This is a genomic window from Paraburkholderia sp. GAS206C (assembly GCF_050435645.1).
Lineage (GTDB): Bacteria > Pseudomonadota > Gammaproteobacteria > Burkholderiales > Burkholderiaceae > Paraburkholderia > Paraburkholderia phenazinium_B.
This window is the reverse complement of the sequence record NZ_JBNDKR010000004.1, coordinates 198114-217967: the sequence shown is the minus strand read 5'-3', so window position 1 is coordinate 217967 and position 19854 is coordinate 198114. Positions and strand designations below refer to the sequence as shown.

At 60.6% G+C, this 19854-nt stretch carries 19 protein-coding genes and 1 pseudogene; 15 read left to right on the top strand and 5 right to left on the bottom strand.

Annotated features, from left to right (window positions below; genetic code table 11):
* Nucleotides 1-20 precede the first annotated feature (20 nt).
* Both P3T20_RS13135 and P3T20_RS13130 read left to right on the top strand, forming a co-directional pair.
* Nucleotides 21-485 (top strand): Lrp/AsnC family transcriptional regulator, encoded by a 465-nt coding sequence (locus tag P3T20_RS13135; protein WP_074264414.1) that lies wholly within the window; start codon nucleotides 21-23, stop codon nucleotides 483-485.
* Between the two features lie 222 nt (nucleotides 486-707).
* The gene (locus tag P3T20_RS13130) at nucleotides 708-1805 is read left to right on the top strand and encodes a saccharopine dehydrogenase family protein (protein ID WP_074264415.1); all 1098 of its coding nucleotides are present in this window, start codon (nucleotides 708-710) and stop codon (nucleotides 1803-1805) included.
* 168 nt (nucleotides 1806-1973) lie between these two features.
* On the opposite strand, the gene P3T20_RS13125 is transcribed toward P3T20_RS13130, so the two are convergent.
* Together P3T20_RS13125 and cydX are read right to left on the bottom strand one after the other, a co-directional pair.
* Nucleotides 1974-2555, bottom strand: a complete 582-nt coding sequence (locus P3T20_RS13125; RefSeq protein ID WP_429287052.1) for an AAA family ATPase — start codon at nucleotides 2553-2555, stop codon at nucleotides 1974-1976.
* A complete protein-coding gene (gene cydX / locus P3T20_RS13120) occupies nucleotides 2555-2713 on the bottom strand; it encodes a cytochrome bd-I oxidase subunit CydX (RefSeq protein WP_133891719.1) in 159 nt (52 codons plus the stop codon). Before cydX ends, P3T20_RS13125 begins: the two co-directional genes overlap by 1 nt.
* A gap of 211 nt (nucleotides 2714-2924) precedes the next feature.
* On the opposite strand from cydX, the gene P3T20_RS13115 reads away from it, so the two are divergent.
* From P3T20_RS13115 to P3T20_RS13055, 13 genes and pseudogenes are all read left to right on the top strand, one after another.
* Complete coding sequence (locus P3T20_RS13115) at nucleotides 2925-3368, top strand: hypothetical protein (RefSeq protein WP_429287051.1); 444 nt, start codon at nucleotides 2925-2927, stop codon at nucleotides 3366-3368.
* A gap of 181 nt (nucleotides 3369-3549) precedes the next feature.
* On the top strand, nucleotides 3550-4527 hold the full coding sequence (corA, locus tag P3T20_RS13110; RefSeq protein WP_074264419.1) for a magnesium/cobalt transporter CorA: 978 nt from the start codon (nucleotides 3550-3552) through the stop codon (nucleotides 4525-4527).
* 339 nt (nucleotides 4528-4866) lie between these two features.
* Nucleotides 4867-5823 carry a sugar ABC transporter substrate-binding protein gene (locus P3T20_RS13105; protein ID WP_429287050.1) on the top strand — a complete coding sequence of 319 codons (957 nt, stop codon included), beginning with the start codon at nucleotides 4867-4869 and terminating at the stop codon, nucleotides 5821-5823.
* A gap of 288 nt (nucleotides 5824-6111) precedes the next feature.
* Nucleotides 6112-6384: pseudogene (locus P3T20_RS13100) on the top strand (ATP-binding cassette domain-containing protein); the annotation flags it as partial.
* Between the two features lie 59 nt (nucleotides 6385-6443).
* Complete coding sequence (locus tag P3T20_RS13095; RefSeq protein ID WP_429287049.1) at nucleotides 6444-7493, top strand: ABC transporter permease; 1050 nt, start codon at nucleotides 6444-6446, stop codon at nucleotides 7491-7493.
* Nucleotides 7494-7592: 99 nt separating this feature from the next.
* Nucleotides 7593-8645, top strand: coding sequence for a LacI family DNA-binding transcriptional regulator (locus P3T20_RS13090; RefSeq protein WP_074264422.1), 1053 nt, complete (start codon nucleotides 7593-7595; stop codon nucleotides 8643-8645).
* Between the two features lie 216 nt (nucleotides 8646-8861).
* The gene (locus tag P3T20_RS13085; protein ID WP_429287048.1) at nucleotides 8862-10679 is read left to right on the top strand and encodes a methyl-accepting chemotaxis protein; all 1818 of its coding nucleotides are present in this window, start codon (nucleotides 8862-8864) and stop codon (nucleotides 10677-10679) included.
* A gap of 163 nt (nucleotides 10680-10842) precedes the next feature.
* Nucleotides 10843-11604 (top strand): 2-keto-4-pentenoate hydratase, encoded by a 762-nt coding sequence (locus P3T20_RS13080; protein WP_074264423.1) that lies wholly within the window; start codon nucleotides 10843-10845, stop codon nucleotides 11602-11604.
* Nucleotides 11605-12406: 802 nt separating this feature from the next.
* The gene (locus P3T20_RS13075; RefSeq protein WP_074264424.1) at nucleotides 12407-14329 is read left to right on the top strand and encodes a PrkA family serine protein kinase; all 1923 of its coding nucleotides are present in this window, start codon (nucleotides 12407-12409) and stop codon (nucleotides 14327-14329) included.
* Nucleotides 14330-14467: 138 nt separating this feature from the next.
* The gene (locus P3T20_RS13070; RefSeq protein ID WP_074264425.1) at nucleotides 14468-15739 is read left to right on the top strand and encodes a YeaH/YhbH family protein; all 1272 of its coding nucleotides are present in this window, start codon (nucleotides 14468-14470) and stop codon (nucleotides 15737-15739) included.
* Nucleotides 15736-17457 carry a SpoVR family protein gene (locus P3T20_RS13065; RefSeq protein WP_074264426.1) on the top strand — a complete coding sequence of 574 codons (1722 nt, stop codon included), beginning with the start codon at nucleotides 15736-15738 and terminating at the stop codon, nucleotides 17455-17457. The genes P3T20_RS13070 and P3T20_RS13065 overlap by 4 nt, the downstream gene beginning before the upstream one ends.
* A gap of 138 nt (nucleotides 17458-17595) precedes the next feature.
* On the top strand, nucleotides 17596-17907 hold the full coding sequence (locus P3T20_RS13060; protein ID WP_143787502.1) for a hypothetical protein: 312 nt from the start codon (nucleotides 17596-17598) through the stop codon (nucleotides 17905-17907).
* Entirely contained in the window at nucleotides 17904-18293 is a 390-nt protein-coding gene (locus tag P3T20_RS13055) for a type II toxin-antitoxin system death-on-curing family toxin (protein WP_074264428.1), read from the top strand. The genes P3T20_RS13060 and P3T20_RS13055 overlap by 4 nt, the downstream gene beginning before the upstream one ends.
* 213 nt (nucleotides 18294-18506) lie before the next feature.
* Here the strand turns inward: P3T20_RS13055 and P3T20_RS13050 are convergent, their stop codons facing one another.
* The 3 genes from P3T20_RS13050 to P3T20_RS13040 all read right to left on the bottom strand — a co-directional run bounded on the left by P3T20_RS13050 (nucleotide 18507) and on the right by P3T20_RS13040 (nucleotide 19652).
* On the bottom strand, nucleotides 18507-18839 hold the full coding sequence (locus tag P3T20_RS13050) for a DUF4148 domain-containing protein (RefSeq protein WP_429287047.1): 333 nt from the start codon (nucleotides 18837-18839) through the stop codon (nucleotides 18507-18509).
* Between the two features lie 67 nt (nucleotides 18840-18906).
* On the bottom strand, nucleotides 18907-19179 hold the full coding sequence (locus P3T20_RS13045; protein WP_429287046.1) for a hypothetical protein: 273 nt from the start codon (nucleotides 19177-19179) through the stop codon (nucleotides 18907-18909).
* Nucleotides 19180-19430: 251 nt separating this feature from the next.
* Nucleotides 19431-19652 (bottom strand): hypothetical protein, encoded by a 222-nt coding sequence (locus P3T20_RS13040; protein WP_074264431.1) that lies wholly within the window; start codon nucleotides 19650-19652, stop codon nucleotides 19431-19433.
* Between the last annotated feature and the right edge of the window lie 202 nt (nucleotides 19653-19854).

Genomic DNA, 19854 nt, shown 5'->3' with positions numbered 1-19854 from the left:
TTTAAACAAGACTGCCATCGATGAGACCTCCGCGCCTCGACCAACTCGACGACCTCGACCGTAACCTCGTTGCGCTGCTGCAGGCCAACGCACGCGAAAGCGTCGCGGACCTCGCGCGCCAGCTCGGCGTGGCGCGCACCACCGTGATCGCGCGGATTGCGCGGCTCGAACGCACCAACGTGATTGCGGGCTATAGCGTGCGGCTTGGCCAGGATGTACTCGACGCGAGCATTTACGCGTATGTGGGCATCATCATCGCGCCGAGGCACGGGCCGGATGTGCAGAAACGCCTCGGCAAGATGCCGGAGGTGCAGCTGCTGTGCGCGGTGAGCGGCGAGTTCGACTATGTGGCGTGGCTGCGCGCGGATTCGCCGGACAGGCTCAACGATCTGCTCGATCAGATCGGCGCGCTCGAAGGTGTGGAGCGCACGACGACGTCGATTATTCTGGCGCGCAAGATCGATCGCGGGATGATTGGCGGGTGAGTCAGGGCGGCGCGTTTACACCGTTTTTACGTATTCTGGTCAATTTGACGTATTCAATCGTCAATTCGTCGAAATAGCTGGTCATAGCGCAGCACTTTGAGTCTATAAACTGTTTTTGCTTCTCCCTAAACTGTGTCGCAAGGGTTCAGCCCGCCGGGCGCAACGCCAGGCGCGGCGCACTTTCGAAGCTGGTAACAGCATACACAGAACAAGGAGAAGCGCATGAAAGTTGCCATCGTTGGCGCGGGTTTGATCGGCCACACCATTGCCCATATGCTGCGTGAAACCGGCGACTACGAAGTCGTCGCGTTCGACCGCGATCAGCAGGCGCTCGACAAGCTCGCCGAGCAGGGTATCCCGACCCGCCGTGTCGATTCGGCCGACGCCGCAGCGCTGCGCGCCGCCGTGCAAGGCTTCGACGCGCTGATCAACGCACTGCCGTACTACCTCGCCGTAAACGTTGCCACGGCCGCCAAGGGTGCCGGCGTCCATTACTTCGATCTGACCGAAGACGTGCGCGCCACCACCGCGATCCGCGCGATCGCCGACGAGTCCGACCACGCTTTCATGCCGCAATGCGGCCTCGCCCCTGGTTTTATCGGCATCGCCGCGCATGAACTGGCGAACCGCTTCACGGAAATTCGCGACGTCAAGATGCGCGTCGGTGCGCTGCCGGAATTCCCGACCAATGCGTTGAAGTACAACCTGACGTGGAGCGTGGACGGTCTGATCAACGAGTACTGCCAGCCGTGCGAAGCGATCCGCGACAGCCGCACGCAATGGGTGCAGCCGCTCGAAGGCCTCGAGCACTTCTCGCTCGACGGCACCGAATACGAAGCCTTCAATACGTCCGGCGGTCTCGGTACGTTGTGCGAAACGCTGGCCGGCCGCGTGGAAATGCTCGACTACAAGTCGGTCCGCTATCCGGGGCACCGCGAACTGATGAAGTTCCTGCTCGAAGACCTGCGCCTCGCAAGCGACCGCGACACGCTGAAGTCGATCATGCGCCGTTCGGTGCCGTCGACGGCACAAGACGTCGTGCTGGTCTTCATCACGGTGACAGGCATGCGCAATGGTCAACTGGTCGAAGAAGTGTTCACCCGCAAGATCTTCGCGAAGACGGTTTGCGGCGTGCCGATGAGCGCGATCCAGATCACCACGGCGGGCGCGATGTGCGCAGTGCTTGATCTGTTCCGCGAAAAGAAGCTGCCGCAAAGCGGGTTTGTGCGTCAGGAGCAGGTGTCGCTGCGCGACTTCCTGTCTAACCGCTTTGGTCAACTGTACGAAGGGCAGTCGCTCGACGCAACGGCGACGGTTTGAGGCGAAAGGTCATAGGCCATCCGAGGGCCGTGAGCAGTAGAGGCAGTAGATAGCAAGCTCAGGATGCAAAGGCCGCACAGAAGGCCGGTGAGGGCGCCCCCAGTTCACCTGGGGGCGCTTTCCTTTTTCATTAGTTCCATCTGCGCTTGAATGAGGTGACGTGCGGTGCTATCCGCGCAGAATCCGTTCGATCAGCGCGTCGTAATCCGCTACGCCCGGCGCAGTAGCATCAAACATGAGCAGGCCTACGCAACTCTCGCCACTCGGGATGAAACGGCGTTGCCGGTATTCGTCCCAATGCGCGAGTTTGTAGGCATCGTTCGGATCGCCGCGCTCGAGGATTCGCTGACGCGCGGTCTCTTCCTCCGTGTGCACCCAGACCACGCGAATCTCGACATCCTCCCCAACTCCGAGCCAGGCGCGATCGAACAGTTTGCGCTCGCGAATTTCGCGTGACAGCGGAGCGATGACGAGTGCGTTGATGCCGAGTTCGAGATTGTCCCGCGCGGTGTCGATCAATCCGCGGTATTCCGGGTCGCGCAAATGTTGCAGGAAGAGGGGGCTGTCGCGGTCGTTGGGGTCCTGGGTGAGCAGGCTCATTGCGGCAGAACTATAGACGCCGTATAGCGTGTCTTTGTCCAGCAGGCAGAAGGCGCTGCCAGCCGCGCGCATCAACGGTGCGATCAGGCGTCTGGCAAGTGTCGTCTTGCCGGTGCCCGCATGTCCGCAGATGAAAACCAGATACGCCACTAACGCTTGTCCGTGGTCGAGGTGTCAGCGGGCGCGGCAAGCGGGTCGCCTGGCACTGCGTCGCGGCTGAACGTGCCGTTGGCTTCGAGCCACATTACGTTGATGATCCCAAAGCCCAGCGCCACGCCGATACCGAGAATCCAGCTGAAATACCACATTGAAGTCTCCTTGATCGAGATCCCGGACGCGTGGGGTTCGTGTGGCGATAAATCACCCGTATGGCACGATCATGAACAAGAAGCGGATGGCGCGCAAGAGGGCGCGAGATCGGCCGTTCGGCCAGGCTGGCGGAATGGCGGCACGTTGTTATGATGAGGAAACAACGGCATTCACCACACGCCACAGCGACAAAAAAAGGGGAGACGCATCATGTCAAAGCACCCGCTGGTCACCTGGCGAGCCGCAGGTCTTGCCCTGATGCTTGTGACCTTGCTCGCCGCATGCGCCTCCGAACCCGCCGAGCCCGTGGCCTTCAAACCGGTCCCCGCATCCCGCATCGTCAAATCTGGCTACACCGAGGCCACCCAGGGTCTTGTCGCAGTCGACGTACGGCGCGAGCGCTCGCGCGACCTCGTCGTGCGCTTTCGCGATGCTCTCGTCTACGTGGACGGCGAGCAGGTCACCGACCTGCTGAACGGCGAGCATGTCGTCTTCTATCTGAGCCCCGGCGTCCACAAGATTGCCGTGTCGACCCAGTTCGATCCGGTCGTCGAACTGCGCTTCATCGTGACCGCGGATACCCGCTACACCAACCGCGCCTCGGTCACCTTCGACGCCGACCACCGCATCGGGCTTCGCCGGGTCGCGCAATAACCCTACCAGTGACCCTACGATAGCTCCACGCTGCGGTGACAACTCGCTTACATGCGTGAGCGCCAAAACGGCTAACATGGCGGCTGCCAATCACCCATTCAGTCGCGCAGGTTTGCCACTTTCCTTGTGAAGCGCCGCGTCGGCGCCGCAGCCTGCCGCTGTTCCCAAGGTAATCGACATCATGCTGATCAATTGCGCGGCCTACCAGGATGGCCGCAAGCTCGCCGATATTCCGATTGAAGACATCAGCGACTATGTCGCGCGGCCCGAATGCTTCGTCTGGGTTGCCCTCAAAGACGCCTCCCCCGACGAACTTGCCGTGATGAAAGAGGAGTTCGGTCTGCACGATCTCGCAATCGAGGATGCCTTGCTGGGTCATCAGCGGCCGAAAATCGAGGAGTACGGCGAGTCGCTCTTCGCCGTCATGCATACGGTGGAGATGGATGACGACCACGAACTGTTGATCGGCGAGGTCGATGTATTCGTGGGATCGAATTACGTGCTCTCGGTGCGCAACCGGACCCGCTTCGGTTTTAGCGACGTCCGCGCGCGTTGCGAGCGCGAACCGGAACTGCTCCGGGAAGGCTCCGGTTTCGTGCTGTACGCGCTGGCCGACGATATTGTCGACCGCTATTTCCCGATTCTCGAGGAACTCGGCGCCGAAATCGAAGAGGTCGAAGACCGGATCTTCGAAAAGAACGACGTCGCCGCATCGCGCGCGATCATCGCGGATCTGTATTCGCTCAAACGCCGTCTCGTGAGTCTGCAGCATCATGTGGCGCCGTTGCAGGAAGCCATCAGCAAACTGGCCGGCGGCCGCGTTCCACAGATATGCTCGGGAATGGAGGCGTACTTTCGCGACATCTACGACCATCTCGAGCGGACCGTGCGGATCGTCGACGGGCGCCGCGAGATGGTCGTGACCGCGATCCAGGTGAATCTCGGCATGATCTCGCTCGCAGAGAGCGAGATCACCAAGCGTCTCGGCTCCTTTGCCGCCCTGTTCGCGGTGCCCACGATGATTGCCGGCATTTACGGCATGAACTTCCAGAGCATCCCGGAGTTGCATTACAAGTACGGTTATCCAATCTGCATCGCCGTGATGTTCACCGTCGACATGTTCCTGTGGTGGCGCTTCCGCAAGGCTGGCTGGCTTTAACGTCGAGCGGTGTGCCGGAGCGTGCCGCTAACGCTTGCATCGCATGCAATATCAGTCCAGCATAGACGACCCACCGCCCACAGAATGTGGGCGATGGGTCACCAGCACGCGTGGACTGAGCGGGAAACTCATGCGAAACCAGACTCTGAAGACCTCCCCGGATGCGATGCGCGGCGGATGTTTAGTTTTAGTCATTGCGACAACGACGGCACAACTTTGCGGCGCAATACCGCAATCCGTTGACACCATACGGCAACCCCGCTGAAAATGAGCCTCGCAAACGTTTGCGTGTAGCTAAAAACGCGGCTCGTCGCGAGCCCATAAATCCTGGAGATTTGCATGAATCAACGCATTCGCCGCCGCGTCCTGGCGGCCGCTGTCGTTCTGACCGCTTCCGTTGCGCTGCCTTTTTCGTCTGCTCATGCGCAGGCTGCCAGGAAGCCCAAAGTGGCGCTCGTCATGAAATCGCTCGCCAATGAGTTCTTCCTCACCATGGAAAACGGCGCGAAAGACTATCAGAAGCACAATCCTGGCGAATTCGATCTGATCACCAACGGGATCAAGAACGAAACGGATACGACAGCACAGATCCAGATCGTCGAGCAGATGATCGTGTCGAAGGTCGATGCGATCGTGCTGGCGCCGGCCGATTCGAAGGCGCTGGTGCCGGTGGTCAAGAAAGCGGTAGACGCGGGCATCATCGTGGTGAATATCGACAACCGGCTCGACCCGGACGTGCTCAAGTCGAAGGATCTGAATGTGCCGTTCGTCGGTCCCGACAACGCCAAGGGCGCGCAGAAGGTCGGCGACTATCTGGCGCAGAAGCTGAAGTCTGGAGATGAAGTGGGCATCGTCGAAGGCGTTTCGACCACCACCAACGCGCAGCAACGCACAGCGGGCTTCAAGGCGGCGATGCAGAAGGTGGGCGCGAAGATCGACTCGGTGCAGTCTGGCGAGTGGGAAATCGACAAGGGCAACGCGGTGGCGTCGGCCATGCTCAATGAGTATCCGAACATCAAGGCACTGCTGTGCGGTAACGACAACATGGCGATCGGCGCGGTCTCGGCCGTGCGCGCGGCCGGCAAGCAGGGCAAGGTGTACGTGGTCGGCTACGACGATATCGATGCCATCAGGCCAATGTTGAAGGACGGCCGTGTGCTTGCCACCGCCGATCAGTACGCGGCCAAGCAGGCCGTGTTCGGCATCGACACCGCGCTCAAGGCCTTGAGCGAGCACAAGAAGCAATCCGAATTGTCCGGGGTGGTTGAGACGCCGGTCGATCTGGTGACGAAGTAAGCCGTCAGCAGGAGCGGCTCAGCGGACAGTGCGCCGCGGCTCGGCGCGAGTCCGCCGGACAGTTCGGACGCTGGTTTACATCAATTCAATAAACGCTCAAGAAAGCCGCGCCGCCGCCGTTATTCCAGAGATAAGCGTCATGTCGGCGGTCGCGGCGGGTCGGGGAACGTTGGCCAGTCCAGCGCAGTACCTGCCTTGAGCCGGCATGACACGTGGTTGCCCAACGCGGGCTCCAGCCGGCTGTTGTCGTCTGAAGTCCCGTCAGGCAACCCCGGAACCAGGATCGCGATGGAATTGACTGCCCACGATGCACTGCCCGCCGTACTGTCTGTGACGGGAACCGGCAAGACCTACGCCGAGCCCGTACTCGCCAATGTTGCACTCACACTGCACGCCGGCGAGGCATTGGCGCTTACGGGCGAAAACGGCGCAGGTAAGAGCACGTCGTCGACGATCATCGGCGGCCTCGTGCTGCCGGCCACGGGCTCGATGCGCCTCGCCGGCACGCCGTATGCGTCCGCGAAGCGCACTGAAGCCGAAGCTCTGGGCGTGCGCAAGATCGGCGCGCCGTTGCTCAAAGTGGACGGGCTCACGCGCGGCAAGGCAGCAGGGAGTGTGTCATGACGAATCGACCGGCACCTCCGGGCGGCAACCAGGGCGGCGCGTCAGGCACGTCGGCAAAGCCTTCCGCGACCGACGGGTCCGCCCCGCTCGCGAGCGGCAAGCCGGCGGGCACGCGTCTCGGCTTTTCGAATTACCTGGGGCTGGCGGGCGCCTTGCTGGCGATGATCGTGCTGTTTTCGGTGCTCAGTTCGCACTTTCTGACGTACGACACGTTCAGCACGATCGCCAACCAGATTCCGGACCTGGTGGTGATGGCGGTCGGCATGACGTTCGTGCTGATCATCGCCGGCATCGACCTGTCGGTCGGCTCGGTGCTGGCGCTGGGCGCCTCGGTAGTGAGCGTGGTGGCGCTGAAATGGCACTGGCCGCCGTTGCCGGCAGCCTTGCTCGGCGTGGCAGCCGCGGCGCTGACCGGTACGTTGACGGGTGCAATAACCGTGGGCTGGCGGATTCCGTCGTTCATCGTTTCGCTGGGTGTGCTCGAAGCGGCACGCGGTGTTGCTTACCAGATGACGAACTCGCGCACCGCCTATATCGGCGACGCCTTCGACGTGCTGTCCAATCCGATCGCGTTCGGCATTTCGCCGGCCTTCCTGATTGCGGTGGCGGTGATGGTGATCGCGCATCTGGTGCTTACGCGCACGGTGTTCGGTCGCTATCTGGTGGGCATCGGTACGAATGAGGAAGCAGTCAGGCTGGCGGGCGTCAATCCGCGCCCTTACAAGGTGATCGTGTTTGCGCTGATGGGCGCGTTGTCGGGACTCGCGGCGCTGTTCCAGATTTCCCGGCTCGAAGCCGCCGATCCGAATGCGGGCGACGGCATCGAGCTGCAGGTGATCGCCGCAGTTGTGATTGGCGGTACGAGCCTGATGGGTGGCCGGGGTTCGGTGATCAGCACATTCTTCGGTGTGTTGATCATCTCGGTGCTGGCGGCGGGGCTTGCGCAGATCGGCGCGAACGAGCCGACCAAACGCATCATCACCGGCGCGGTGATCGTCGTGGCGGTTGTGCTGGATACGTATCGGAGCCGGCGCAAGCGTGCCTAGGGTGGTGAGCGCGGCAGGTTGATCGGTTATTGAGGCAAACGCCCGGCGCGGTGCAGGTCGCACGGCCGGCGGGAAAAACAGGCAGGAGAGCAACAGGTTATGGCGACCATCAAGGATGTAGCGGCCGTGGCAGGCGTGTCGTTCACGACGGTTTCACACGTCGTGAACAACTCGCGTCCCGTGTCGGCCGATGTGCGCGCAAAAGTCGAACATGCGATCCGGCAACTCCACTATGTGCCCTCGGCAGTCGCCCGGTCACTGAAGGCGCGCGCCACTGCGACGATCGGTCTGGTGGTGCCCAACAGCACGAATCCCTACTTCGCGGAACTGGCGCGCGGCATCGAAGACGGTTGTTCGCGCAACGGCTACTGCGTGTTCTTCTGCAACTCGGACGACGATCCCGCCAAGCAGCGTAACTATTTGCGGGTGCTGCAGGAAAAACGTATCGATGGACTGATCGTGGCCTCGGCCGGCGACGACGCTGTGCTCGCGCAGGCGCTCGCCGATGCGCGCGAGCCGCTGGTGGTGGTGGACCGCAATATCGAGGGCCTCACCGCGGACCTGGTGCAGATCGACCACGAAAAGGGCGCCTATCTGGCGACGCGCCATCTGCTCGAACTCGGGCATGTGAAGATCGGTTGCATCACCGGCCCGGTTGCCACGGCTGTCAGCGCAATGCGCGTGCACGGTTTCATCCGCGCGATGGCCGAACGCGGCATCGACATCGCGCCGGGCGCGATTGTCGAAAGCGATTTTTCGGGCACCGGCGGCTATCGCGCGTCGAGCCAGTTGTTCGACACGGTGCAGCCGACCGCGATTTTCGCCGGCAACGACATGATGGGCATCGGCGCCTTGCGCGCCGCCGCGGAGCGCGGCATCAACGTGCCGCACGATTGCTCGATCATCGGCTTCGACGATATCGAGCTGGGCCGCTTCACCTATCCCGCGCTCTCGACGGTGGGACAGTCCGTGCGCGCGCTCGGCGAAATGGCGGCGCAAACGCTGATCGAGCGCATTACTGGCACTGCGGCCGGTGCCGAGGATTCTCCGGCGCGCCGGAGGGTGTTGGCGCCGCGGCTGATCTTGCGCGAATCGACCGCGGCCTGGGAAGGCGCTGGCGCCGGTGCGGGACGTGACGGTGTGACGGCCTGATGATTCAGGCTGCACTGTCGGCCGTCTCTGACATTTTGTAATTCATACAAATCCCGCTCGCCAAATTCTTCAGACCATATAAATATTTTAAGTCTGGGGCCCAGGTGCCGTAAACGGAGAGTAGAGCGCCGTTTCCAGAAGGCGCCGGACAGGCGAAGGCGGAATACATGGTGCCGCCGACGCCCCCTCATCTTCGTTACGTCACAGGGAACAGGCATGTTGAACAAGGGCATCACCATCAAGGCGCGTATCGGCCTGACGATGGCATTTCTGGCCGCATTGCTGGTGATCATCGGCGTCCTTGGTCTGACAGGCATGAGCCGCGCCAACGACGCCGATCACGAGACTTTCGCTAACCAGATGCCGAGCGCAGTCGATATCGGCAACGCCGAACTTTATGCGGCGCGCGAACGGCTGGCGCTCGACCGGGCCGCCTTCCTGTTCGGAACGCCAGAAGTGGCGGCCACGATAGCGCGGGCGCGGGAGATGCGCACCACGTCCGACGCCTGGTGGAAGAAATATTCCGATCTGCCGCGCGGTGCGGAAGAAGACCGCGAGGCGCAGGAAGTCTCGGCGAAGCGCGAAACGCTGCATCAGTCAATGGACGCGTTTGCCGCGATCGTGGCGGGGACCGACCAGTCGAAGGTCGTGGCCGGCGCGAAGGACCTGCAAGTCAAATACAACCAGCTTGCCGTCGCCGACGACGCCCTGCGCAAGCTGCAGTTCACCCAGGCCCAGCAAGGCTTCGACGCCGCCCAGAGCACCTTTGTCATGTTTCGCATCGTCAGCATCGGCGCGGTGATCGCCGGTCTGCTGGCGGCGCTATTTTCGTATCTGACGTTGAGCCGTGCGATCGGCCGCCCGCTTGCCGAGGCACTCGGTCATTTTGACGCGATCGCTGCAGGCGACCTGCGCCGTCCGGTGGTCGTGGCGTCGCGCGATGAAATGGGGCAACTGCTCGAAGGCGTCGCGCGGATGCAGCGCAGCCTTACCGAGACGGTCCGCTCGGTGCGCGGCGGCAGCGAGTCGATCGCGACGGCCACGCGCCAGATCGCCGCGGGCAACCTCGATCTGTCCTCGCGCACGGAGGAACAGGCCTCGGCGCTGCAGGAAACCGCATCGAGCATGGATCAGCTCACCAGCACGGTGAAGCAGAACGCCGATAACGCCCGCCAGGCGAGTTCGCTGGCAGCGAACGCCTCGGAGATCGCCAATAAGGGCAGTGCGGTGGTCGGGCAGGTGGTCGGGACGATGGGCGACATCAACCAGAGCTCGAACAAGATCGCCGACATTATTTCCATCATCGAGGGCATTGCCTTCCAGACCAACATTCTGGCGCTCAACGCCGCGGTCGAGGCCGCCCGCGCCGGCGAGCAGGGGCGTGGCTTTGCGGTGGTGGCGGGCGAGGTGCGCAATCTGGCGCAGCGCTCGTCGGCGGCCGCGAAGGAAATCAAGGAACTGATCGACAACTCCGTGGAGCGCGTGCGTTCGGGCTCGGCGCTGGTCGATCAGGCCGGCCGCACGATGACCGAGATCATTGGCGCGGTGCAGCGCGTCACGGACATCATGGGCGAAATTGCGGCCGCTTCCGAAGAGCAGAGCAGCGGTATCGAGCAGGTTGCGCGTGCCGTCACGCAAATGGACGAAGTGACGCAGCAAAACGCGGCGCTGGTGGAGGAGGCGGCTGCGGCGGCTCAATCGCTCGAAGATCAGGCCGGCAAGCTGCGTACGGCCGTCGCTGTGTTCCAGGTTGAAGAGAGCGGTTTCAAGGCGCCAGCAGTCCAGCCGGCCTCGCGCCGGGCCGTGCCGAAGCCGGTGGCGGTCCGGAAGGCGGTTGCAGGCGGCCGGGCACGTGCGTCCGTGGCTGCGCCGGCCCCGGCGATGGCCTCGAGCTCCCCGAAGGCTGCCGTGGCCCTGGCGGCACCCGCGCCTGCGGTTACCTCAACCCCGGCGGCAGCGCGAGCACCGGCGGCAGCCAGAGCGCCTGCGCTGGCTGCAGCAGCCGGTAGCGACAAGGACTGGGAAACGTTCTAAGGGGCAAAGGCCCAGCAAATGGACAGTAAGAGCACGGTTGTGTGCGCAACCGTGCTCTTTTTTCATTGTCAGCGTACTAAGCGACCCGGTTCGACTTGTGTTCCGGTACATTGACGGGCGCGACTGCCTATTCCATTCAATGCGCCAGCCAGAAAGGACCGACATGACGCCACACGACCTCGCGCAACGCCTCGTTCAGGCGCGCAGGCAGCACCGCCTGATCGATGCCCCGCCGCCGGACAGCCTGCCGCCTGACGCGGCCACAGCCTATGCGATCCAGCAGGCCGTGATCGCCGGCCTGGGGCAATCCACCGGCGCCTGGAAAATCGGGGCGAAGGCACCGGGCGGAGCGGCGTCGGGTGCTCCGATTCCCGCTTCGCTCGTGCTCGAGTCGCCCGCCCGCATCGCCCACAGTGGTTTTTTCCGCGTGTTACTGGAACTGGAGATCGCTTTTCGCTTCAGCGAGTCCATCGCGCCGCGCCGCGAGGCCTACGCGCGCGACGAGGTGCTTGCGCGGGTCGGCGCAGTGCTGCCGGCCATCGAAATCGTCGATAGCCGCTTTAGCGAGTGGCCGGATATTGCCCCGCTCGCGCAACTGGCCGATGGGCAAAACAATGGCGCGCTCGTGACAGGACATCCCGTGGCGTATCCGGGCTTCGCGCGCACCTTCGATTTCGTCTCGCCCGAGCTGGAACTGACCTTCGACGGCAAGTCGCTGGTGCCGGAAGCGTCCGGCAATCCGGTCGGCGATCCGCGCGAATTGCTGGTGTGGTTCGTCAACCATTGCGCCGCTACGGGCGTCACGATCGAACCGGAATGGACCATTACGACCGGCTCCTATGTCGGCGCCCATCGCGTCGAGCGTGCCGGCCTCGTGCATGGCCACCTGGACGGGCTCGGCGAGGTCGAGATCGAGCTGACCTGACGCGTATCGCATCGTTCATTGGCCACCTCGCGGCCGATCCTGTCACATTCCGTGCCGTGCCGGCGCCACCCCAGGGCGCATCCAGGCACTCCCCATCCCCGTATACACCTATGCACGTGGCAACACGCGCCGCCGACATCCAGTTATGTCAGCGGCCGACCATGTAGCCGATGTGGATATTGCATATGGTTGTCGAGGGCTGCACACACAGGTGCAATTCGTTGTGAACGAAAACCGTACCGCGGTGACGAATGGTTGACGCGCTGCATGTAACAGCAATCCGTGCGGCACATTGGCGAGGCAAACTATGTAACACAGCATGAATCATGTGCACGGAAACGCTGCACGGCGCGTTGTGGGGAAAAGTGACCAGATAGCGGGTAGCGCAACGGCAGCAGGAACGCAGACAGATGCAAAGTTTCACACATGCATCACGATGAAATTTGTACGCGTAGACTGCAGCAGGTTCGATGCTTTAGTGTTGCGCTGGTGTGTTGGCGGTGTAACGCAGATGTAGTGACGAAGTGCAGGACGCAATGCGCAACATGGCAGTGGAGATGTCTGCAATCCTGGTGGGTGTGGCGGAAGCAGTGGTCGATGCGGTGACCGAAGCGTGGTCGAAGATTGTAGGTGACCGAATCTGCGTTTCCAAGTGAGGATTGTAGGTAGGGCAACACGGCACGATTTTCATCACGTAGTCCGTGAAAAAAAATTTAAAAGGGTTTAGGATGAATTCGAGCGATGTCGTTTCCGATTAGCGCGCCGCGCACGACATCGGTCTAGACTTTGGCGAGGAGGTAGCATGGATATCTACAGCAGTTTCGCGACCCGCTTCGAGAAAACGCGAGAAGATGAGCTCTCGCTCGAGGAGTATCTCGCGCTCTGCAAAGACAATCCCGCCGCGTACGCTACAGCTGGCGAACGCATGTTGACGGCAATCGGAGAACCCGAACAGATCGACACTCGCAACGATCCGCGCACGTCGCGTATCTTCGCGAACAAGGTCATCAAGGTATACCCCGCATTCCGTGAGTTCTACGGAATGGAAGACGTGATCGAGCAGGTGGTTGCGTACTTCCGGCACTCGGCCCAGGGGCTCGAAGAAAAGAAGCAGATTCTTTATTTGCTTGGCCCGGTTGGCGGCGGCAAGTCGTCGATCGCGGAACGTCTGAAACAACTCATGGAGCGTGTGCCGTTCTATGCAATCAAGGGCTCGCCTGTCAACGAGTCGCCGCTAGGTCTGTTCGACTACGACGAAGACGGTCCGATCCTTGAAGAGCAATACGGTATTCCACGCCGCTATCTAAAGAGCATTCTCAGCCCATGGGCGGTCAAACGGCTGCATGAATATAACGGCGACATCCGCAAGTTCCGCGTCGTGCGCCGTTACCCCTCGATCCTGCGGCAGATCGGTATCGCCAAGACCGAGCCGGGTGACGAAAACAATCAGGATATTTCGTCGCTGGTGGGTAAGGTCGACATCCGCAAGCTCGAGCAATACGCCCAGGACGACGCCGATGCGTACAGCTACTCCGGTGGCCTGTGCCTCGCGAATCAGGGCCTGCTCGAATTCGTGGAAATGTTCAAGGCGCCAATCAAGGTCTTGCACCCGTTGCTGACTGCCACCCAGGAAGGCAACTTCAAGGGCACGGAAGGTTTCGGCGCCATCCCGTTCGACGGTGTGATCCTTGCTCACTCGAACGAGTCGGAATGGAAGGCGTTCCGCAATAACCGCAACAATGAGGCCTTGCTCGACCGGATTTTCGTCGTAAAGGTACCGTATTGCTTGCGCTATGGCGAAGAGATCAAGATCTACGAGAAGCTGATCCGCAACTCGTCGCTCTCGAGCGCGGTGTGCGCGCCCGGCACCCTGAAGATGATGGCGCAGATGTCGGTATTGACGCGCCTGCACGAGCCGGAGAATTCCAGCCTCTTCTCGAAGATGCAGGTCTACGACGGCGAGAATCTGAAGGACACCGATCCGAAGGCCAAGTCGTACCAGGAGTATCGCGACTTCGCCGGCGTGGACGAAGGCATGACGGGTGTGTCGACGCGCTTCGCGTTCAAGATTCTTTCGCGCGTGTTCAACTTCGACACCACTGAAGTCGCAGCGAATCCGGTGCATCTGATGTATGTGCTCGAACAGCAGATCGAGCGCGAGCAGTTCCCACCGGAAACCGAGCAGAAGTACCTGTCCTTCATCAAGGACGTACTGGCCTCGCGCTACGCAGAGTTCATCGGCAAGGAGATTCAGACCGCTTATCTGGAATCGTATTCGGAGTACGGGCAGAACATTTTCGATCGCTATGTGACTTATGCGGACTTCTGGATCCAGGACCAGGAGTTCCGCGATCACGACACCGGCGAGAGTTTCGACCGTGCCTCGCTGAATGCGGAACTGGAGAAGATCGAGAAGCCTGCAGGGATTAGCAATCCGAAGGACTTCCGCAACGAGATCGTCAACTTCGTGCTGCGCGCGCGTGCTGCGAACGCAGGCAAGAATCCGGCGTGGATCAGCTATGAGAAGCTGCGCGTCGTGATCGAGAAGAAGATGTTCTCGAATACGGAGGAACTGTTGCCGGTGATTTCGTTCAATGCAAAAGGGTCGGCAGAGGAACAGCGCAAGCACGAAGACTTCGTCAACCGGATGGTCGCAAAGGGCTATACGCCCAAGCAGGTGCGGCTGTTGTGTGACTGGTATCTGCGCGTGCGCAAGTCATCGTGATCTGCTCATGAAACTTGGCACGTGCCGCCCGCGCAGGGAGACTGCGCGGGCACCTTGCGAGGCGCAGGTTGCATGGACATAACGTTGCTACGCAACGTGCGTCTCGCGCACCCGAAATGAAATAGCGGGAGACCGGATGTGCTTCATCAAATCATCGACCGCAGGTTAGCTGGCAAGAACAAGAGTATTGCAAACCGCGAGCGCTTCTTGCGTCGCGTCAAAGGCTATATCCGTCGTGCCGTCTCGGAAGCGGTGCGCGACCGCAGTATCAAGGATATCCAGAACACCCAGAGCATCACGATTCCACGCAAGGACATTGCCGAACCGTCGTTCCGGCATGGCCCCGGCGGCAAGCGTGAAATGGTGCATCCAGGTAACGCCGACTATATCCGCGGCGACAAGATTCCACGTCCCCAGGGTGGTGGCGGCGGTGGCGGCGGCAATCAGGCCAGCAACGAAGGCGATGGTCAGGACGACTTCGTGTTCGAACTGAGCCGCGAAGAATTCATGCAGTACTTCTTCGACGATCTCGAACTGCCGCGTCTCGTCAAGACCCATCTGCTGGCGGTCCCTACCTGGAAGAGCATTCGCGCAGGCTGGGCGGCGGAAGGCACGCCTAACAACATCGACGTGGTCCGTTCGCTGCGCAGCGCGCTCGGCCGGCGCATCGCGCTGGGCGCACCGCTCGTCAATGAGTTGCACGAGATGGAGCGGCAACTCGAAGAGATGAAGGCTGACCCCGAAGATCGCCGCGACGACATCAAGGCGCTCGAAGAGGAAATCCATCATCTGCGTGGACGCATCTGGCGCATCCCCTTTATCGACCCGTTCGATCTGCGTTACGTGAACCGCGTGAAGCAGCCGCAACCGTCGAGTCAGGCCGTGATGTTCTGCCTGATGGATGTGTCCGGTTCAATGGACGAGCAACGCAAGGATCTTGCGAAGCGCTTCTTCATCCTGCTGTACCTGTTTCTCAAGCGCAATTACGAACGCATCGAAGTGGTGTTCATTCGCCACCACACGCGTGCCGAAGAGGTCGATGAAGATACGTTCTTCCACTCGACGGAAAGCGGCGGCACGGTGGTATCGAGCGCGCTCGAGCTGATGAAGAAGGTCCAGGAGGAGCGTTATTCGCCTACTGAATGGAACATTTACGGCGCGCAGGCGTCCGACGGCGACAACTGGACCGACGATTCGCCCAAGTGTCGTAAGATCCTTTCAGATGACATTCTCGAGAAGGTGCGCTATTTTGCGTATATTCAGGTAACGCCCGAAGAGCAGAACCTGTGGCTCGAATATGCGCAACTCGCGCTGTCGCAGCCGCATATGGCGATGAAGAAGGTCGAAACGGCCGCCGACATCTACCCTGTTTTCCGGGAGTTGTTTGAAAAGCAGGTGGCGTCTTCATGAGCACCAAACATCTGCGGAATGAGGCGCCCGGCGATCCGCCGGCGCGCAAAAAAGGCGTGCCGAAGCAGAAGTCCGGGCATGCCGATGCCACAGTGGCCGAAACGCAGGCTGCTGATGCGGGAGCGGGTCTGGACAACGCTGTAACTGCACGGGGACACACCGGAACGCCCTCAGAGGGGCAAAGGGAAGTCCGTATGAACGTAGCCGATAGACGGCCTCTGCCGTGCCCGTCCGACTGGACCTTCGAACTGATCGAGGAATACGACACCCATATTGCCCGTGTTGCAGAGCAATATGAGCTGGACGTGTACCCGATCCAGCTCGAACTCATCAGCGCTGAACAGATGATGGATGCGTACGCGTCCGTCGGCATGCCGGTGAACTACCGGCACTGGTCGTTCGGCAAACACTTCTTGTCCACCGAAAAAAGCTACCGTCGCGGACAGATGGGGCTGGCTTACGAAATCGTCATCAATTCAAACCCCTGCATCGCGTATCTGATGGAAGAGAACACGATGACGATGCAGGCTCTCGTCATCGCGCACGCGGCCTACGGACATAACTCGTTCTTCAAGGGCAACTATCTGTTCAAGCTGTGGACAGATGCGCACGCGATCATCGATTACCTCGTTTACGCGAAGAATTACATTGCGGAATGCGAGGAGCGGTTCGGCATGGACCGGGTGGAGGAACTGCTCGACTCCTGCCATGCGCTGCAAAATTACGGCGTGGACCGGTATAAGAGGCCGCAAAAGCTGTCGTTGCAGAAGGAATCGGCGGCGCGGCGCGAACGCGAAGCGTATCTGCAGTCGCAGGTAAACGAGCTGTGGCGCACGCTGCCGAACAGGCAGACGCCGGAGCCGGAGGAAACCGACGACCGCTATCCGCCCGAGCCGCAGGAAAATCTGCTGTATTTCGCGGAGAAAAATGCACCGTTACTCGAGCCGTGGGAGCGCGAGGTCATTCGCATCGTGCGCAAGATCGGCCAGTATTTCTATCCGCAGCGCCAGACGCAGGTAATGAACGAAGGCTGGGCGACGTTCTGGCATTACACGCTGCTCAACACGCTGTACAACCAGGGCAAGCTGGAAGACGGCTTCATGATGGAGTTCCTCCATTCGCACAGCAACGTCGTCTATCAGCCGCCGGTCACGAAGCCGTATTACAGCGGCATTAATCCGTATGCGCTGGGCTTTTCGATGATGAGCGATATTCGCCGCATCTGCGAAAACCCGACCGAAGAGGATCGGCGCTGGTTCCCGGAACTGGCCGGAAGCCCCTGGCTGCCGGCGCTGCACTACGCGATGCGTAACTTCAAGGACGAGAGCTTCGTGGCGCAGTATCTGTCACCGCATCTGATCCGCGAAATGCGGCTCTTCTCTGTGCTGGACGACGATATGCGCGACGCGCTGGAAGTTTCGGCGATCCACGATGACAGCGGCTATCAGTATGTGCGCCAGGCGCTGTCGCGACAGTACGATATGCATCACCGCGAGCCGAATATTCAGGTCTGGTCGGTCAATACACGCGGCGACCGCAGTCTCACGTTGCGGCATTTCATGAGCGACAACCGGCATCTGTCTGGCGACAGTGATGAGGTGCTCAAGCATATGGCGCGGCTGTGGCAGTTCGACGTGTATCTGGAAAGCGTCGACGAAAACGGTACGGTGAGGAAACGCTATGAGTGCCGGTATGTGCCGCCGGCAGTCAGGCTCTGATTGTCGCGGACGCTTCGCCGATGCGAGCGTTGTTCAAAAGCCAGCCTTCGGGCTGGCTTTTTATTGGCGCATGCTGCCGGCAGCACCTAACGCGTTAGCGCACCCTCTGGGGAAGAGATTCGCCTGGCATGAGGTGTATTGGCCGACTTCGGCGGTCTCGAAACAAGGGGGCTTGTAGATCTGCGGAAATCCCCAAACTTGCGTGTAAAATTAGCGCTAAACCTGAACGAAGATTTTTTACAAAACCAAATCGAATGGAGAACCCACATGACCCCGAAAGGCAAGACTGGGAATATCCATGGTGTCGAAGTGAAAGCACGAGCACGGACGCAAGAACCGACAGTGACGGTAACGACGGATACTGTGGAAGGCCGCAAAGCGGTATTGCTCGCCGTTGAAAAGGTATACGAGCAGCACCGTGAGGTGATTCAGGCGCTCGCCAATCGATGACGCTCGACCCGGAGTTGGTTGGGCTGATTCACGACTACATCCTGGGCAACGAACCAGGTATCCACGGATCTAATCGTGGCGCGTTGGAAGGCGCGCTCGGCCGGATAGAATCTCGGCGACATTACGAGGGCCTTCACGACATTTTCGAGATTGCGGGTCTGTACGCCGAAGCGATCGCGAGGGGGCATACATTCTCCGATGCCAATAAGCGGACAGCGCTCGTGTCTGCGCTGGTTTACCTGTTTCTAGAAGGGTTCTCAGTTGAACGGACGCCCGCTCTCGAAGAGATCATGGTTGACGTCGCCGAGGGCCGGCTGAATTACCTGGATCTGGCCAACATCTTTTCAACTCTGGCAGTTCGCGTCCCGCAACCGGGGTCCGAATAGTGCGAGCTCTGCGTCATCCGTGCTCATTCTTGCGGGATCGCGCTGGAACATGAAAAAAGCCCAGCGCAAGCACTGGGCCAAGCTACCAGACATTTGGCAGCGGAGGAGTCCGGGGAAATGATTTTGCAAACAGGCCCACATGGACGCCAAACGCTGGCCTGTTTCATATTCGTGAGCCGGTGCAACCCGGCTCTATCTCATGCAACCGCCCGATTAATGCGCAACGTAGACCGGCGGCGAGTACGGGCTAACCGTTAGCTCAGCGCGTTGACCCGACTGCGACGTACCGCTTGCGCTCGGACCATAACTCGTCGTTTCAGCCTGCGCCGTACCATTTTGAGCGGCGACCTTTGCTTCAGCTGCCTGGACGTCTTCCGGATAGTACGGGTCGCGGCCACGGGCCGGCGAATAGCCTGCCTGCTCGATCTGCACCAGTTCCGCACGCACTTGTGCTCGCGTCACGGGCTGGCTGTTCGATTGCGCAAACGATGCCACCGGGGTAGCGAGAACAGCAGCGATAGCAACAGCTTGAATAAGGGACTTCATGATGTGTTACCTCCGAAATTTATTTATGGACTGCCTGTAGCACGTTCTTTAAACCGGTACGGCCATCTTAGTGATGGCTGAAGAACACCGAACGTGCGCCGGTCGACGGTTCACGCGAACCCGATTGCGAAGTTTGTTCAGCGACGCCGCCGTACGAGCTGTTGTCATTCGCGTTGGCACGTTCAGCTGCAACGGTTTGCGCGCTTTGGCCTTGTTGCGAAGCAGGTGCGCCAACAGTCGGACGGTAGAACGGTGCCGGGCCGTAGCCGCTCGCAAACGCGGGGGCAGCGAGGGTAGCGGAAGCAGCAACCAGCAGAGCAGCAATGATCTTGGTCTTCATGATGGGACTCCATTAACGTTTTAATTTCAGTTCAGGATGGCGTCGCGACCGGGGCGGTGAGCTGTGTCTGCAACGTCGATGGAGGCAGTGTATACCCCGACTATCGAATCTTTGTATCGATAGCTCGAAATGACTGTTTTGAATCGGCCGATAATCCCGTGCAGCCCGCCAGACAAGGCGGAGCGAGGGACGGCGAGGCAGGATGAAGGTGAGGCGAGGGGCGAGGGGCGCGGCGCTCAGCGCCCTGTTCATTACGCTACGACGATGTTCGTTCCCAATTGATGAAGCAGATCGCGCAACGCTTCGGCCTGCGCCATGCGCGCATCGCCCCGCAGATGAATCTGAACGGCACGACCAGCGATCCCGTCAACCGGATGCGCCAGCCACAATTCGACTGCCAGACCAAGTCCATCGGGCTGATTGATAGCCACGGGCTCGATGACCCGCGGCTTGAACGAGGCACGCTCGGACATGGCAACACTCCTCTGATCTGACTGTGGAGCCTCGATGCTAGTCAGCGTCGCGGGCGTCGACAAACGACAAATACGCGTTTGCAAATCACGGCGCAGCTTCGAAGAAAAACCGCTTATGTCGCTTATGTCACGAGCATCAGTGAGGCGGGTTGAATCAGCAGTACGAAGCACTGCGAGAGTCCAGACTGCGGAACCCGCGCAG